This window comes from Methylocystis sp. Se48, assembly GCF_056269425.1.
The window spans coordinates 3,137,239-3,152,864 of sequence record NZ_CM149850.1 but is presented as its reverse complement, the minus strand read 5'-3'; the positions used below and the strand labels follow the sequence as shown (position 1 = coordinate 3,152,864).

Here is a 15,626-nt window from a genome sequence, read left to right as displayed (position 1 = left end):
GCTCCCGCCGCCGGGCTTTATTTTCGCGCGTAAAACCCGTAACCAAGTTCGGGCCGGCCGCTTCGCCGTCCGCGCCGCCCGCCGCGCCGGACGCGCTCTGCGTCAATGCGCCGCGCGCCGCAGCATCATCGCCTCGGCGCCCCTAACGGAGGGATTTCGTGACAGACAATCCGCAGGACATTGCCAAGCTCAAAGAGGAAATCATCGAGGTGATCGCCTCGGAGGGCATGGTCGACCGCACCAAGGTCACGCCCGACGCGACGATCGAAAGCCTCGACCTGAAGTCGGTCGACATCGTCATGATTCTCACCGCCCTCGAGGAAAAGTTCAACGTCTACATCCCCATGGACGGCTCGCTTCAGGAGGCGAAGACCGTCGAGAGCCTGATCGACGCCATCGCCCAGCACATCCAGAAAGAGCGCGAGAACCAGTAGATGGCGGAGTCGCGACGGGGAGACGGAGGGCGCCGCGTCGTCGTCTCCGGCATGGGGGCGGTCTGCGCCTCGGGCGTCGGGGCGCGCAAGCTGTGGGAGGCCGCGCGCGACGGCGTCGCCCAAATCCGCGAACTGAAGACCGAGCGCCCCTATGATGGGCGCATCAAGATCGCGGCCCAGGTGCCGGATTTCGATCCCGCCGCCCACATCGAGCCGAACGTTCTTCCCTTCTGCGATCCCTTCACCCAGTTCGCCGTCGTCGCCGCCGACGAGGCCGTGGCGCAGGCTGGGTTCGGCCGCCTGGATCTCGCGGGGCCGCGCACCGCCGTGATTCTCGGAACCGGGATCGGCGGCATGACGACGATCGAGGACGGCATCTACAAGTATTATGTCGAGCGCACGCGGCCCGAAACGCTGAGCGTGCCCAAGCTCATCCCGAGCGCCATGCCGACCACGATTGGCGGGCGCGTCAAGGCGCTGGGGCCGACCTTCGCAATCGGCAGCGCTTGCTCCTCGGCGAGCCAATCGATCGGGCTCGGCATGCAGATGATCCGCTCCGGCCTGGTGGACAAGGCCATCGTCGGCGGCGCCGAAGCCTGCGTCATCAACGCCACCATCCGCGCCTGGGAGGGGCTGCGGGTCATGACGCCCACGCTGTGCCGCCCCTTTTCCATGGGCCGCAACGGCATGTCGCTCGGCGAGGGCGCGGCGGTCTTCGTTCTGGAGACGCTCGAGTCGGCGCGCGAACGCGGCCACGAACCCTTGTGCGAAATCGCGGGCTACGGCACGACCAGCGACGCCAAGGACCCCGTGCGGCCTGATCTCGACGGGGCCTCGAGCTGCATCGCGATGGCGCTGGCGGACGCGGGGCTTTCGCCTAGGGACATCGGCTACGTCAACGCCCACGGCACGGCGACGCACGCCAACGACATCACAGAGTCCGAGGCTATACTGCGCGTTTTCGGCGACTACGGCCGCGAGGTGCCGGTGTCCTCGACCAAGCCCATCCACGGCCACGCGCTTGGCGCGAGCGGCGGGCTCGAACTCGTCATCACGATCGAAGCGCTGCGCGAGCAAATCGCGCCGCCGACGATCAACTTCCTCGAGCGCGATCCGCGCTGCCCGATCGACGCCGTTCCCAACGTCGCGCGCAAGCAGAGGATCGACGCCGCCATGTCCAACTCCTTCGCATTCGGCGGCATCAACGCCGTGCTGATCGTCCGCCATGCCGCTTGACGCGCCCCAAACCCTCGGCCCGTTTCGTCTGCGCGTCGATCCGGCGCGCGCCCAAGCCTATTCTCGCGAAACGGGCGGCGACGGCGCGGGCGTCCCGCTTTCCTTTCCGGCCGTCTGGCTGACGGATCCGGCGCTGTTTGATCCGGTGCGCAAGCTATGCGATGCGCTGGACGTGGTGCCGGTGCACGAAGCGCAGAGTTTTTCCTACGAGACGCCGCTCGTTTCGGGCGAGAGCTACGATGTGAGCGTCGCCATGCGGCGAGAGACGAACCCGCCGCGTCTCGTCATCGACGCGACGATCGCCGCGCTGGATGGCGAAGCGATCGCGACGAGCGAGACCATGCTGCGCCTCGTGCCGCGCGCGGGCCTCGGAGGCGCGCCATGAGCGATCCGATCAAGGTAGGCGACAAGCTGCCCGAGACGATCGTGGGCCCCTTCGACGCGGCCGCGCTGGCGCGTTACGCGGAAGTGTCCGGCGACGACAATCCGCTGCATCTCGACGACGCGCTCGCGGCGAAAATCGGCCTCGCCGCGCCGCCTGTGCATGGCATGAAGCTGCTCGCCGCCTTCGAGCCGATGCTGAAAAGCTGGCGGCCCGATCTGACGCTCGTGGGTCTCGCGGCGAAATTCATTCAGCCGATCCTGCGCGGCGAGACGGTGACCCTTTCGGGCCGGGTGCTCCGGGCCTCCGACGCGGAAATCTTCGTGCGCCTCTTCGCGCATGGCGCCGCCCGCACGCCGGGGATCATTGGCGAGGCGACGTTGCGGCCGACGAAGCCATGACGAAACGTCTGCTCATCACCGGCGCGTCCTCCGGCATTGGCCGCGCTCTCGCGCTCGCCTACGCCCGCGACGGCGCGAGCCTTTATCTTCTCGGCCGCGACCGGGCGCGGCTCGAGGCGACGGCCGAGGCCTGCCGCGCGGCGGGGGCGGCCGAAGTCGAGACGCGCATCGCCGACGTGCGCGACCGCGAGGCGATGGCCCGCCTGTTCGACGCCGCCCATGCGGCGCGACCAATCGACGTGCTCGTCGCCAACGCTGGCGTCGCCACGGGTCTGTCGCCAGGCCAGGTTCTGGAAACGCCGGAGGCGGTGCGCGCCATGATGGCGATCAATGTTTCGGGCGTCTTCAACACGGTGGAGCCGGCCATTCCGGCGATGTGCGACCGCGGGCAGGGGCAGATCGTCATCGTCGGCTCCATGGCGGGCGTGCGCAGCCTGCCCTATTCGCCGGCCTATTGCGCGGCCAAGGCGAGCGTCCACATGTGGGCAGACTGTCTGCGCGGACGGCTCGCGCCCCATGGCGTGCGGGTGAGCCTCGTCGTTCCTGGGTTCGTCGAGACGCCCATGTCGGCGCGCACCAAGTCCTGGCAGCCCGGCGCGATGTCGGACGAGAAGGCGGCGCAGATCATCAAGCGCGGTCTCGAGCGCGGAAAGCCAGTCATCGCCTTCCCGCGCTATATGTATTATGCGATGCGCTTCTTCACCTTTCTGCCGGCGGGCCTGGTCGACGGCGTTATGCGGCGCTTCCATGTCGACGTGCCGGAAACCAGCGAGCGCGAGACGTCGTGAATTTCGACTCCGTTCTGACCTGGGCCGCCGCGTTCTATTGGGTCGTGGCCATAGCGCTGCTCGTCGTCTCCGTCATCGCCACCGTCCTGCAGCCGCGGATCGCCGGGCGGCGCGCGCGGCGGCGCGACAAGCCGCCGGTCTCCGTGGTCCTGCCGGTGAAGCTCCTCGAAGACAATTTCGAACGCACCCAGGAATCCGCCCTGGCGCAGGATTACCCGCAGTTCGACGTCACGGCCTCTGCGGTCGACCTCCGCTCGCCGGCGGCCGGGAAAATGCGCGAACTCTTCTCGCGCCGCCCCGAGATTCCCGCGCGCATTCTGGCGTCCACGGCGCGCTTCGCCGCGAGCCCGAAGGTCGACAATCTCTACGCGCCCTTCACGCACGCGAGGAACGACGTGATCTTCATGAAGGACGCCAACGTCCTTCTCGAGCCGGACGCGCTCTCGGAGCACATGCGCCAGCTCACGGACGACGTCGGCCTCGTCTGCGCGATCCCCTATTGCGCCAAGCTTGACAATTTCGCCGCGCATGTGGAGGCGGCGATCATCAACGGCCCGCATGCGCGCATGCTGTTTCTCGCCTCCTGCTTGGGGCAGGGGCACGGAGTGGGAAAGATCATGCTGTTCCGGCGCTCGGATTTCGAGCGGGCGGGGGGCTTCGACGCCATTTCGCACACGGTCGGCGAGGACAACGCCCTCGCCAAGGCCATGCGGCGAATCGGGAAGCGTCCTGTCTTTTCGCACCGGCCGGTGCGTCAGGAGCTTGGCGCGCGGGATTTTCGGGACGTCTACCAGCGGCAGCTGCGCTGGAGCGTCATCCGCCGCAACGATGAGTTGATCTCCTTCCTCGCGGAGCCGATTTGCCAAGCCTTTCCGGCGTTTGTGGCTGGCGCCGTCGCCGCGCCGCTCGTCGGCGCGACGCCTTTCTGGGGCTTTTCCGCGACCTTCGCGCTCTGGTTTGCGCTGGAGACGTTGCTTTCCATCGCGAAAGGATGGCAGTTATCCTACGCGGCGCCCGCGGTTTTCATTGTCCGCGAGGCGGTTATGCTCGCGGTCTGGGTGAACGCCTGGATGACCGACCGGGTGGTCTGGGCGAAGGACAAGGTTCACGCGCGCGTCACGGCGCCCCCTGCGCCTCCCGCGCCTGAAGAAGGATAGCCTTTTGCTGCTCGGACTCCTCCAGTTTCTCGCCGACGCCGTCGCTTATCTCAGCGTGGCGATCCTCGTGGCGATCGGGCTCGGCTATCTCGTGGTGATCGGCCGGTTCCTCTACGATCTCGCGCGCGGCGCGCGCGACCCGGCGGCGCCCGCCGCCCCCGACGCCGATCTACCGCATGTGCTGCTGCAGATTCCGGTGTTCAACGAGCCGCTCGTCACGGAACAGTCGCTGCGCTGCGTCGCCCAGCTCGATTGGCCGAAGGACAAGCTGCGCATCCAGTTGCTCGACGACTCGACCGACGAGACGAGCGCGCGCGCCGCCCGCGTCGCGGAGGAACTGCGCGCGCAGGGCGCCGTCATCGACCATGTCCGCCGCACGGACCGCTCGGGCTTCAAGGCGGGCGCCTGCGCGCATGGGCTGACGCTGACGAACGAACCCTTCATCGCCATGCTCGACGCGGATTTCCGCCCGCCCGCGAACTGGCTCAGGCGCACCGTGCCGCTGTTCCTCACCGACGCCCGCGCCGGCTTCGTGCAGTCGCGCTGCGAGTTCCAGAATTACGAGACGAACTGGCTGACCCGCGCCCAGGGGCTCGTGCAGGACGGGCATTACATGGTCGAGCAGCGCTCGCGCGCCCTCGCGGGGTGGCTTTTCCAATTCAACGGCACGGGCGGAATCTGGCGCCGCGCCACGATAGAGGACGCCGGCGGCTGGTCCGACTATTCGCTATGCGAAGATCTCGACCTCACGGTGCGCGCAGAACTCAAGGGCTGGCACGGGCTTTTTGTGTCGGAGCCGCCGATCCCCGGTCAGGTTCCCGACGGCATTCGCGACTTCCGCCGCCAGCAGCGGCGCTGGTCCAACGGCTTCGTGCAGGTGGCGCAGAAGACGATTCTGCCGATCTGGGAGGCGCCCTGGCCGCCCATGAAGCGCGTAATGGCGATTTCTCTCGTTGCGCATCAGATCTTCTTTCCCGCAGCGGCCATCGGCCTCATCGCTTTCGCCATCGGCGCGCTGCTGCACGGTTCGCTCGCGCCCTATTACGGGCTGCTGACGCTCGTCGCCGGCATGACGCTGATCGTGGCGCTGGGAATGACCCTTCCGCCCTATCTCGCGCTCAAGCGCGGAACTTTGGTCGATTACGCCAAGACCGTCGCCTCCGTGCCGCCGCTGTTCATCTATCTCGCCTTCGCCAATGGCGCGAAGATCCTGCAGACGCTGCGCGGCCGCAAATCGACCTTCAAGCGCACGCCCAAGCAGGAAACCGCCGTGACGAGCGAGGCTACGCCGATGGATGTCGAGGCGGAATAAGGGGCTCGGGCGCCTTCGGGCGTCAGCCGCGATAATGATGAATCGCGCGCGTCAACGCCGTGTCGATCGAGGGGAGACGGGGCGTTCCGTCTTGAAGCAGCATCTCGATCGAGACGATCTGCTCGGGTAGCCGCTGCGACAGAAGGCGAGCGATCCCGGCGTGATCCGCCCCGCCCTCGCCCAGGACGGCGAGGTCCGGTTCGCTGGCGTGGACATGGCCGATCAGGCTCGCGTAAGCCGTGATGATCCAGGCGGCATCCTCGCCGTTGACCGCCATCGTTCCCGTATCGAGATGCAGCCGGATCGCCGCGTGGCCGACGGCCGCGACCAGCGCCGCCGCCTCTGGCGTCGAGGTGATGAAATTCGCGCCATAGCGCGCCGGAACGGCCTCGAGGCAGACGACGAGGCCGTGAGAGTCGGCGAGCCGGCCTAGGGCGCGAAAGAAGGAGACGGCGATCGCCGCGGCCTCCGTTTCGGACCGATCGCCCCGGTCCCGGTTCCTGAACGATCCGAAAACGAGCCGCGTCGCGCCAAGCCCGGAAGAAATCCGGCAGACATGGGAGAGACGCGCCAGCAGCTCCCGCCGGTCGCTCTCGGAACCGAAAATATTGAGCGGCGGCGCGCCGTAGAGGAGCGATTGGGCGGCGACGATTTGCGCCCCCCTGCAGGCCCATCTCTCCCGGAAGGCCCGGACGCAGTCCGCCGCGACTTCGGACGGCTGAGGAAAATGCTTGCCGAAAGCGATCTCGATGGCGTCGACCTCATGCCGCTTCATGAGCGCGGCGACCGCCCCGTCGTCCGCCGCATCCCAGGCCAGCGTGGAGAGAGCGATCCGCATGAAGCCCTTCTGGAACCAGCGCCGCTATTCGAGGCGCATCGGCGCCTCATAGGCGCCCTTGTCGGTGACGACAGTCAAAGTCGCGTTGGCGCTCTTGGGCTTGGGGCCAGTCGAGAAAAGCGTCAGCGTGAAATCCGCCCCGTCGCGCTTCGTCTCGATGAACAGCGGCTCCGCGACTTCGGCGAAGACGTCCTGCGCCTTTCCGGGTCCTGCGACGGTCAGGCGCCAGCCCTCGCCATCCTTTTTGAGCGTCAACCGCGTCCGGGCTTCGGCGGCGTCGATCTTCGCGGGCACCCGGCTTTCGGCCGCCGCAATGGCCGCCGCGAAAGGCGAGACGCCCGACTGGGGAAGGGCGAGAGAAAGCTCGGCTTTCGCCGGCAGACAAATCTTGCCGCAGGCGGCGTAATCGAGCTTCATCGCCAGAGTCACGGGCGCCTTGGGATCCTTCGGGGTGATCTTCAGCGGGAAGATCACCTTCTCGTCATAACCCGCGACGACGGTTCCCGCCTCGTCGATGCGCTTGGGCGCGGGGAAAGACGTCTCGACCCTCGCCACATTGGCCGATTTCGAAAAATCGAAGACCGGCGCGGAGCCTGCTTCCCCCGGCTGGCGCCAATAGGTGATGGTCTTGGGGTTCAGATCGATCTCGACGCCGGCGCGATAGACGCCGCCCTGCATCGGCCCCGCCGCGAGCAGCCGGACGGCGGAGACGTCGCCCTTGGCCGGAGCCGTCGCGAAATCGGCGTCGGCGGCCTGTCCGTTTCCGCTCGCCAGCAGGGCGGCGAGAACGGCGACGGTCGGGGCGCGGTGCGCGCGAGTCTTGGGGCCTGGCGTTGTCATCGACGTTGTTTTCCGGGTGGGTTGGCGCGGCCGGGCGGTCGGCGCTGCTTGTGAAGGGACCGCCGCGGGGGTAGCATGAACCTATGAGCGCGCAGATGAGGAAGCAAGGTTCGGATCGTCCCCTCGGCCGGGATTTTCGTCATGGCGACAAACGCTATCTCGACGGGCAATTGCTCGTGGCCATGCCGGGAATGATGGACCAGCGTTTCGCGCGGTCTGTGATTTATCTTTGCGCCCATTCGGACGACGGCGCCATGGGCATCGTCGTCAACCAGCCGGCGGGTCTGAAGAACTTCCCCGATCTGCTCGTGCAGTTGCAGATCATCGCACCCCAGGAGCGCATCAGCCTGCCGCGCGAGGCGTCGGAGATTCAGGTGCTGTCCGGCGGGCCGGTGCAGACCGACCGGGGCTTCGTGCTGCATTCGCCGGATTTCTTCCTTGACAATTCGACTCTGCCCATCGACGACGGCGTGTCCCTCACCGCGACGGTCGACATTCTGCGCGCCATCGCGGCGGGCGAGGGGCCGCATCACGCGCTGCTGGCCCTCGGCTATGCGGGGTGGGACGCCGGCCAGCTCGAGGACGAAATCCAGCGCAACGGCTGGCTGCATTGCCCGGCCGATCCGGCGCTGCTGTTCGACCGGGATCTGGGCGGCAAATACACGCGCGCGCTGCGTTCCATGGGCGTCGACCTCGAGCGGCTCTCGTCCAGCGCGGGCCACGCTTAGGCGCGCGCTCTCAAGGCGCCGGATTGCTGTGGACCTGGTGGATCTCGTCGATCCGCGCCTCCATCTCCGGCGTGATCGTCAGTTTGACGGAATCGAGGTCGGTCTTCAGTTGCGCCATCGTCGTCGCGCCGATGATGTTCGACGTCACGAAGGGTCGCGACGTGACATAGGCGATGGCGAGCTGCGCCAAATCGACGCCGAGTTCTTTTGCGAGCCGCAGATAGGCGTCGATCGCCGCCTCGACGCCGGGCTTCTCGTAGCGCTGGGCGCGCTCGAAAAGCGTGGTGCGGGCGCCGGGCGGGCGGGCGCCGCCCTGATATTTGCCGGTGAGATAGCCCTGGGCGAGCGGGGAATAGGCAAGCAGGCCGACGCCGTCGCGTTCGGCAAATTCCGCGAGTCCCATCTCGAAGGTGCGGTTGATGAGATTATAGGCGTTCTGGATTGAGACGACGCGCGGACCATGGCCGAGCTCGGCCGCGCGCAGGAAGCGCGCGACGCCCCAGGGCGTTTCGTTGGAAAGGCCCACATGCCGGACCTTGCCGGCCTTCACGAGTTCGGCCATCGCCTCCAGCGTTTCTTCGATCGCAACTTCGTCGCGCCGGCTCGGGCGGCGATAGGTGGTTCCGCCCGCGCCCCACAGCGGCAGAGAACGGTCCGGCCAATGCAGCTGATAGATGTCGACATAATCGGTTTGCAGCCGCTTCAGCGAGCCGTCGATCGCATAATGAATGTTCTTGCGGTCGAGGACCGTCCCGGACTCGCCGCCGCGCAGCCATTTGGCGTCGCCGCGCCCCGCGACTTTCGTCGCGATGATCACCTTGTTTCGGTTTTTCCGGGCCGCGAGCCATGAGCCGATGATGCGCTCGGTCGAGCCCTGCGTCTCCGGGCGCGGGGGGATCGAATAGATTTCGGCCGTGTCGATGAAATTCACGCCGCGCGCGAGCGCGTAGTCGAGCTGCTCGTGTCCCTCGGCCTCCGTGTTCTGCTGGCCCCAGGTCATGGAGCCGAGGCAGATGGCGGAGACGGAGAGATCGGTGCGTCCGAGTTTTCTGTATTCCATGACGAAGGCCGCCTAACGCAGGAATTGACTCGATTGCAAGTCGAGCCGCAGTTCGAAGCTTTGAAGCTGCGTGAAGATCGGGATGAGCCAGGCTTTTAGCGCCGCGCGGACGACGATCGACATGGCGGGCGGGGGCGCTTGCAGAAAGGCCGAGAGGGAGAGGTCGACCTCGTCGAGCGCTCTTGCGATCGGGCTTTCGAGCCGGGGAATGACCAGTTTGCCGCGCGCCGGATAGGCGGCGAGGATGTCCATGGCCTCGGGCCCTAGGGGCGCCGCGCCCTCGTTGTGGAGGACGGTCATCCAGAGGTCCGGCCAGGTCGCGGCGAGGAGACGCGCGTCGCTCGCCGCCCTTCGCGAGGCGTCGGACTGAAAGAATACGACGGGCTCGATGGCCGCGCGCCGCGCCTCCTCGAGAAAGCCGATTTCCGCGATTGTGGAAAAGAGCCGATCGAAGGAACGGCTCCAGACGTCGACGACCTTCGGCGTTTCGTCGGGAACCAGCAGGCGATCGAACAGCGAGATCTGTCCCTTGATGTCGTCGACGTCGACGACCCGGGACAGACCTGGAAAAAATAGCGCGTAACGGGGCTCCCGGGAATCGGTGTCGAAGCCCTCGACGGAAACGCCGCGCGACAGATAGTAGTCCGTCAGAAGCCGCGCGGCGGTCGTGACGCCGGTTCGCGAATGCGGCGAGCAGACGAAGTAGACAAGGGTGCGGCGTCTCATTTGGACCTCGCGGAAGAGGGCGACGCCGCCTCTGTCTTATCGCCCCTTGCCCGCGCCGTTGATGAGGTCGAGCAGGCCAACCCGCTCGAATTCGTCCGCGACCCGCGCGAGCCAGCTGCGGACATAGCCGCGGAGAACGAAGGAGTGCTCGGCCGGCTCGCCCGCCGCGTTCCTGTTCTCGATGAAGGTCGAGAAGGGCGTTCCGGCGAGTTCGACCTGTTCATAGGCCAGTTCGCCGAGCTTCGGAATGGTGATTTCGCCCGCCGTGCGAACGTCCTCGAAATATTTGGCGTGCGTCTGGGGATCCCATTCGAAGAACGTAGTGTCGTTCACATGGTTCTTGACGATGAAATAATCCGCGTCCGCCACATAGGGCGCGATCTCGGCGATCTCGTCCAGCGACGCGATCGAGGGCCCGATGACATGCAGCAGAATGAACTGGAACTCGCCGATCTTCACGGCGTCGAAAAACCCGATCTCGTCGAGCGCCTCGAGCGCAGGGCTCAGCCCGCCGGCGCGCACGTCGATGACGTTCACGCGCGCATCGGCGGAGTTGAGCGTGTCGATGATCTTCATCTGATCCGCCGGCTCCGTCAGATCGACGATGGCGGTCTGATCGGGATGGAAACGATGCAGCGTGCCGCGGGGCGTCTCGGTGTCAAATGCGCGCGCGCGAATGTTGTTGAGCGACAGATAGTCGATGACGGCGCGCGCGATTGTCGTCTTGCCGACGCCCCCCTTGTCGGCGCCTACGACAATGACCGTTGGTTTCATAACTGCTCCTGAAGCTTGTTGCGGCGCGGTGATGTCGCGGAGGTCGCGACGCTGTTCCGGCTCCCGTTTCGGAGGCGGCATGTCTTTGATGGGTTTAATCGGCTTCTTTACCATGCGGTCTCCTATGGCGCGACGCGTCCGCCGCTCCGATTGGTTGCCTGATTCTTACCAATCATACATTGCGGGCGCTTGTCATGTCCCAGCTGTGGATTCCCGCGCCTTCGGGCGCATTAAACGATTTTTTTATGTATAATATTTTTATTGTCTATTCCGGGAAGTGAATTGACTTCCGTGCGATTTAGAGTATCTAACCGTTCGAAATACAGAACGCCGCCGGCCCCGGCGCCGCCGCTTTCGCCCCCGAGCCCGAAACGAGCGCATGAGCATAGCTTTGGACATCGCCGCCGATCCGCCCGCCTCGCCTCTGGAGCCCGAGACGCCCTTCCTGCGCGTCGAGGACCGCAGCGGCGTCGTCCACGAACTCGCGGCCGTCGAAGGCTGGCGCCTGATGGAAATCCTGCGGGATTATGGGCTCGGCATGGAGAACGCCTGCGGAGGCGCCCTGGCCTGCGCAGAGTGCCATGTGGTGCTCGACGCGGCGTCGGCCGCGCGCGTCCCGCCGCCGCGCGAGGACGAACTGGAGAAGCTCGACGAACTGCCGATGCTCTACGAAAACTCGCGCCTCTCCTGCCAGATCATCTGGTCGGACGAGATGTCCGGCCTCACGCTCAAACTGGCGCAGGAGACGTAATGTCCGCGCTCAAGCATCCGCAAATCCTGCTCGCCTCCAGTCTCGCCGACGGCGAGGTGATGTTCCTCGGCGCATCCGGCTGGGAGCGCGACCACGCCAAGGCGCGCATCGCGCGCGACAAGGCGGAGGCGGCGGCGCTCGAAGCCTTCGGCGCGGCGGAAATCGCCGCGAACCGCGTCGTCGACGTTTATCTCGCGGATGTGGAGGTTGGCGCCGACGGCGTTCCGACGCCGCTCCATTATCGCGAAAAAATGCGCATCAAGGGGCCGAGCGTCCGTCTCGATCTCGGCAAGCAGGCGAGAGGAGGCGCTTGAATGACCGCTCATGACCCTGGCCTCGCGCGGCGCAACGCGCCGACCACGACCTATCGCTACGACGAATTCGACGCCGCCTTCGTTCGCGAGCGCGTCGCGGAATTCCGCGAACAGGTGCGCCGCCGTCTCGATGGCTCGCTGACGGAAGACGAGTTCCGCCCGTTCCGCCTGATGAACGGCCTCTATCTCCAGCTTCACGCCTATATGCTGCGCGTCGCCATTCCCTATGGCACGCTGACGGCGCGGCAGATGCGCCGACTCGCCGACATCGCCGACAAATACGATCGCGGCTACGGCCATTTCACGACGCGCCAGAATCTCCAGTACAACTGGCCGAAGCTCGTCGACGCGCCCGACATTCTCGAGGCCTTGGCCGAGGTCGAGATGCACGCCATCCAGACCTCTGGCAATTGCATTCGCAACGTCACCGCCGACCATTTCGCCGGCGTCGCTCCGGACGAAATCGAGGATCCGCGTCCGACGGCGGAATTCCTTCGCCAGTGGTCGAGCGCGCATCCGGAGTTTTCCTTCTTGCCGCGCAAGTTCAAGATCGCGGTGACGGGCGCGGCGCATGACCGCGCGGCCGTGATGGTGCACGACATCGGGCTCGCCATCGTCAGGAACGGCGCCGGCGAGATCGGCTATCGGGTCGTCGTGGGCGGCGGCCTGGGCCGGTCGCCCTTCGTCGGCAAGATCATTCGCGATTTCGCGCCGCGCGCCGATCTGCTCGCCTATCTCGAAGCGATCATGCGCGTTTACAACCGCTTCGGCCGCCGCGACAACAAATACAAGGCGCGCATCAAGATTCTCGTGCACGAGAAGGGGATCGACGCGGTGCGCGAGGCGGTCGAGGCGGAGTTCGCCGCCATGGATCGTTCGGTCTTCTCCTACGACCCGGCCGAGTTCGAGCGCATCGCCGCCTATTTCGCCCCGCCGCCCTATGAGACGCTGCCCGCGGAGTCCGCGGCCTTGCGCGGACAGCGCGTCGCGCATCCGGCCTTCGGGAATTTCGTCGAGGCGAACGTCGCGCCGCACAAGGTTCCGGGCTACGCCATCGTCACCGTGTCGCTGAAGCCCATCGGCGGCATTCCCGGCGACGCGACGTCGCAGCAGATGCGGGTTCTCGCGGACGCCAGCGAACGCTTCGGCTTCGGGGAGCTGCGCATCAGCCACGAGCAGAACGTCATCCTGCCGCATGTGAAACAGGACGACCTCTTCGAACTCTGGAAGCTCCTCGACGACGCGGGTCTCGCAACGGCGAATGCGGGATTGATCTCCGACATCATCTCATGTCCGGGACTCGACTATTGCTCGCTCGCCACGGCGCGCTCGATCCCGATCGCGCAGGCGATTTCGAAACGTTTCTCGGACCTGTCGCGCCAGCGCCGCATCGGCAAGCTGGGCATCAAGATTTCAGGCTGCATCAACGCCTGCGGTCATCATCACGTCGGCGCGATCGGCATTCTCGGGCTGGAGAAAAAGGGTCAGGAATCCTATCAGATCACGCTCGGCGGCGACCCGGGCTTTTCGGCGTCGATCGGGGAAATTCTCGGCCCCGGCGTGACGGCCGAACAGGCGCCGGACGTCATCGAGCACATCGTGGATTTCTACATGGCGGAGCGCCGCGAGGGCGAAAGCTTCATCGAAACATGGCGGCGCGTCGGCCACGCCCGCTTCAAGGACGCGCTGCGTCGGGAGGGCGAAGATGGCGCTGATATCTGACGGCCGCTTCGTCGAGGACGGCTGGCGCCGGCTCGCTGACGAAGAGGCGCTGCCGAAAAGCGGCAAGGTCGTCGTTTCGCTCGCGCGACTCGACCATGCCCTCTCTCATCTTCCCGTGGGCGTCGCTCTGGGCGTGAACGTCCCGAATACGACCGAGCCCGCCGCGCTCGCCGCCGCGCTGCCGCGTCTCGAACTCGTCGAGATCGCCTTCCCGGCCTTCACGGACGGACGCGGCTTTTCGCTCGCGCGCCTCATCCGCCGCGCGGGCTTCACGGGCGAACTGCGCGCAAGCGGGCGTCTGCTCGCCGACCAATACGCCCATGCGCTCGGTTGCGGCTTCGACACGGTCGAGGTTCCCGACGACCTCGCCGAACGTCAGCCGGAGGCGCAGTGGCGGGCGGCGCGCGACGCCCATGAGCGCGCCTACCAGCGCGGCTACGCCGCGCGCGGCTCCATCCTCGACGCGCGTCGAAAGGCGGCGGCGCAATGACGGCCTCGATCGCTGAAATTCTCGAACCGCGCCTCGCGCCGCTCGATCTCGACCATCGCCTCCGGCTCGTGCGCGAAATCATTCCCGGCCGCATCGTCTTCACGACGAGCTTCGGCGTCGAGGATCAGTTCATCACACATTCGATCTTCACCCAGGGGCTCGACATCGACGTCGTGACGATCGACACCGGCCGGCTCTTTCCTGAAACCTACGCCCTTTGGGAAGAGACCGAGGCGCGTTATGCGCGCCGCATTCGCGCCGTCTATCCGCAGGCGGCGCCGCTCGAGGCGCTCGTTTCGGAGCAGGGCGTGAACGGCTTCTATAAATCCCTAGAGGCGCGCAAGGCCTGCTGCCATGTGCGCAAGGTCGAGCCGCTCGGGCGCATCCTCGCCGGCGTTTCCGGCTGGATCACCGGTCTGCGCGCCGATCAGTCGGAGACGCGCGCGGATGCGCCGCTGATCGCTTTCGACGCCGCGCGCAGGCTGCTCAAGATCAATCCGGTCGTCGATTATTCGCGAGACGACATCGTCGCCGCCACGCAGGAATTTTCCGTGCCGGTCAACGAATTGCACGGCAGGGGGTTCCTCTCCATCGGCTGCGCGCCCTGCACGCGCGCCGTCCAGCCGGGCGAGGACGAACGCGCCGGCCGCTGGTGGTGGGAGCAGGACGACAAGAAGGAATGCGGCCTGCACGTGGGCGAAGACGGCGTGCTGCGCCGCGGGCCCGCGCCGCAAACGTCGCCGGAGGCATTTCAATGAGCGCGCTGCCGAACCGTTCGCTCGGCCATCTCGACAGGCTTGAGGCGGAGAGCATTCACATCATGCGCGAGGCCGTCGCCGAATGCGAGCGGCCAGTCATGCTCTTTTCGATCGGCAAGGACTCCATGGCGATGCTGCATGTCGCCATGAAGGCTTTCTTTCCCTCGAAGCCGCCATTCCCGTTGATGCACATCAACACGACCTGGAAGTTTCGGGAGATGATCGAGTTTCGCGACAACATCGCGAAACAGTGGGGGCTTGAGCTTATCGAATACATCAATCCCAAAGGGATCGAGATGGGCGTCGGCCCCTTCTCGCACGGCTCGAAGCTGCACACCGAGATCATGAAGACCGAGGCGCTGAAGCAGGCGCTCGACAAATACAAGTTCGATGCGGCCTTCGGCGGCGCCCGGCGCGACGAGGAGAAATCCCGGGCCAAGGAGCGCGTGCTCTCGTTCCGCACCGCGCAGCATCGCTGGGATCCGAAGAACCAGCGGCCCGAATTCTGGCGGCTCTACAACACGCGCAAGGCGCCGGGCGAAAGCTTGCGCATCTTCCCAATGTCCAATTGGACCGAAGCCGACATCTGGGACTACATCGCGCGCGAGAACATCCCCGTCGTGCCGCTCTATTTCGCCAAGGAGCGGCCCGTGGTGCGCCGCAGCGGCACGCTGATCATGGTCGACGACGACCGCATGAAGCTCGAACCAGGCGAGGTCATCGAGCGCAAGATGGTGCGCTTCCGCACCCTCGGCTGTTATCCGCTCACGGGCGGCATCGAGAGCGAGGCGACCAATCTCGAAGAGATCATCGCCGAGATGCGCGAGAGCCGGTCCTCCGAACGGCAGGGACGCCTGATCGACCATGACGGCTCCAGCTCCATGGAGCAGAAGAAGCAGGAAGGATATTTCTGAC

The 15,626-nt window shown here is 66.1% G+C and carries 19 protein-coding genes; 14 read left to right on the top strand and 5 right to left on the bottom strand.

Annotated elements, in window-relative coordinates:
* Window positions 1–158: 158 nt before the first annotated feature.
* Genes ACV959_RS15375 through ACV959_RS15345 form a run of 7 tightly spaced genes read left to right on the top strand, consistent with a single transcriptional unit; the run spans window position 159 to window position 5,710 of the window.
* Window positions 159–434 (top strand): acyl carrier protein, encoded by a 276-nt coding sequence (locus ACV959_RS15375; RefSeq protein WP_475737438.1) that lies wholly within the window; start codon window positions 159–161, stop codon window positions 432–434.
* Window positions 435–1,670, top strand: coding sequence for a beta-ketoacyl-[acyl-carrier-protein] synthase family protein (locus ACV959_RS15370; RefSeq protein WP_475737437.1), 1,236 nt, complete (start codon window positions 435–437; stop codon window positions 1,668–1,670). It abuts the gene before it with no gap.
* Entirely contained in the window at window positions 1,660–2,055 is a 396-nt protein-coding gene (locus ACV959_RS15365; protein ID WP_475737436.1) for a hypothetical protein, read from the top strand. Before ACV959_RS15370 ends, ACV959_RS15365 begins: the two co-directional genes overlap by 11 nt.
* Window positions 2,052–2,453, top strand: coding sequence for a MaoC family dehydratase (locus tag ACV959_RS15360; protein WP_475737435.1), 402 nt, complete (start codon window positions 2,052–2,054; stop codon window positions 2,451–2,453). The genes ACV959_RS15365 and ACV959_RS15360 overlap by 4 nt, the downstream gene beginning before the upstream one ends.
* A complete protein-coding gene (locus tag ACV959_RS15355) occupies window positions 2,450–3,241 on the top strand; it encodes an SDR family NAD(P)-dependent oxidoreductase (RefSeq protein ID WP_475737434.1) in 792 nt (263 codons plus the stop codon). The genes ACV959_RS15360 and ACV959_RS15355 overlap by 4 nt, the downstream gene beginning before the upstream one ends.
* Window positions 3,238–4,398, top strand: coding sequence for a glycosyltransferase (locus tag ACV959_RS15350; RefSeq protein WP_475737433.1), 1,161 nt, complete (start codon window positions 3,238–3,240; stop codon window positions 4,396–4,398). The genes ACV959_RS15355 and ACV959_RS15350 overlap by 4 nt, the downstream gene beginning before the upstream one ends.
* Before the next feature lie 7 nt (window positions 4,399–4,405).
* Complete coding sequence (locus ACV959_RS15345) at window positions 4,406–5,710, top strand: glycosyltransferase family 2 protein (RefSeq protein ID WP_475739687.1); 1,305 nt, start codon at window positions 4,406–4,408, stop codon at window positions 5,708–5,710.
* Between the two features lie 22 nt (window positions 5,711–5,732).
* On the opposite strand, the gene ACV959_RS15340 is transcribed toward ACV959_RS15345, so the two are convergent.
* Together ACV959_RS15340 and ACV959_RS15335 are read right to left on the bottom strand one after the other, a co-directional pair.
* Window positions 5,733–6,548 carry a sugar phosphate isomerase/epimerase family protein gene (locus ACV959_RS15340; protein ID WP_475737432.1) on the bottom strand — a complete coding sequence of 272 codons (816 nt, stop codon included), beginning with the start codon at window positions 6,546–6,548 and terminating at the stop codon, window positions 5,733–5,735.
* A gap of 24 nt (window positions 6,549–6,572) precedes the next feature.
* Window positions 6,573–7,388 carry a protein-disulfide reductase DsbD domain-containing protein gene (locus ACV959_RS15335; RefSeq protein ID WP_475737431.1) on the bottom strand — a complete coding sequence of 272 codons (816 nt, stop codon included), beginning with the start codon at window positions 7,386–7,388 and terminating at the stop codon, window positions 6,573–6,575.
* 95 nt (window positions 7,389–7,483) lie between these two features.
* On the opposite strand from ACV959_RS15335, the gene ACV959_RS15330 reads away from it, so the two are divergent.
* Window positions 7,484–8,116 carry a YqgE/AlgH family protein gene (locus ACV959_RS15330; RefSeq protein WP_475737430.1) on the top strand — a complete coding sequence of 211 codons (633 nt, stop codon included), beginning with the start codon at window positions 7,484–7,486 and terminating at the stop codon, window positions 8,114–8,116.
* 10 nt (window positions 8,117–8,126) lie between these two features.
* On the opposite strand, the gene ACV959_RS15325 is transcribed toward ACV959_RS15330, so the two are convergent.
* From ACV959_RS15325 to ACV959_RS15315, 3 genes are read right to left on the bottom strand one after another with little or no spacing between them, the layout of a single operon-like run.
* The gene (locus tag ACV959_RS15325; protein WP_475737429.1) at window positions 8,127–9,176 is read right to left on the bottom strand and encodes an NADP(H)-dependent aldo-keto reductase; all 1,050 of its coding nucleotides are present in this window, start codon (window positions 9,174–9,176) and stop codon (window positions 8,127–8,129) included.
* Between the two features lie 12 nt (window positions 9,177–9,188).
* Entirely contained in the window at window positions 9,189–9,902 is a 714-nt protein-coding gene (locus ACV959_RS15320; RefSeq protein WP_475737428.1) for a hypothetical protein, read from the bottom strand.
* Window positions 9,903–9,938: 36 nt separating this feature from the next.
* Complete coding sequence (locus tag ACV959_RS15315; RefSeq protein WP_475737427.1) at window positions 9,939–10,790, bottom strand: P-loop NTPase family protein; 852 nt, start codon at window positions 10,788–10,790, stop codon at window positions 9,939–9,941.
* Window positions 10,791–11,055: 265 nt separating this feature from the next.
* Between ACV959_RS15315 and ACV959_RS15310 the strand changes: the two genes are divergently transcribed.
* Genes ACV959_RS15310 through cysD form a run of 6 tightly spaced genes read left to right on the top strand, consistent with a single transcriptional unit; the run spans window position 11,056 to window position 15,625 of the window.
* Window positions 11,056–11,427: a 2Fe-2S iron-sulfur cluster-binding protein gene (locus tag ACV959_RS15310; RefSeq protein WP_475737426.1), complete on the top strand. Its 372-nt coding sequence runs from the start codon at window positions 11,056–11,058 to the stop codon at window positions 11,425–11,427.
* Complete coding sequence (locus tag ACV959_RS15305; protein WP_475737425.1) at window positions 11,427–11,741, top strand: DUF2849 domain-containing protein; 315 nt, start codon at window positions 11,427–11,429, stop codon at window positions 11,739–11,741. Before ACV959_RS15310 ends, ACV959_RS15305 begins: the two co-directional genes overlap by 1 nt.
* Window positions 11,742–13,463, top strand: a complete 1,722-nt coding sequence (locus tag ACV959_RS15300; protein WP_475737424.1) for a nitrite/sulfite reductase — start codon at window positions 11,742–11,744, stop codon at window positions 13,461–13,463.
* On the top strand, window positions 13,447–13,953 hold the full coding sequence (locus tag ACV959_RS15295; protein ID WP_475737423.1) for a DUF934 domain-containing protein: 507 nt from the start codon (window positions 13,447–13,449) through the stop codon (window positions 13,951–13,953). The genes ACV959_RS15300 and ACV959_RS15295 overlap by 17 nt, the downstream gene beginning before the upstream one ends.
* Window positions 13,950–14,711, top strand: coding sequence for a phosphoadenylyl-sulfate reductase (locus ACV959_RS15290; protein ID WP_475737422.1), 762 nt, complete (start codon window positions 13,950–13,952; stop codon window positions 14,709–14,711). Before ACV959_RS15295 ends, ACV959_RS15290 begins: the two co-directional genes overlap by 4 nt.
* Window positions 14,708–15,625, top strand: coding sequence for a sulfate adenylyltransferase subunit CysD (gene cysD / locus ACV959_RS15285; RefSeq protein ID WP_475737421.1), 918 nt, complete (start codon window positions 14,708–14,710; stop codon window positions 15,623–15,625). Before ACV959_RS15290 ends, cysD begins: the two co-directional genes overlap by 4 nt.
* Window position 15,626 lies beyond the last annotated feature (1 nt).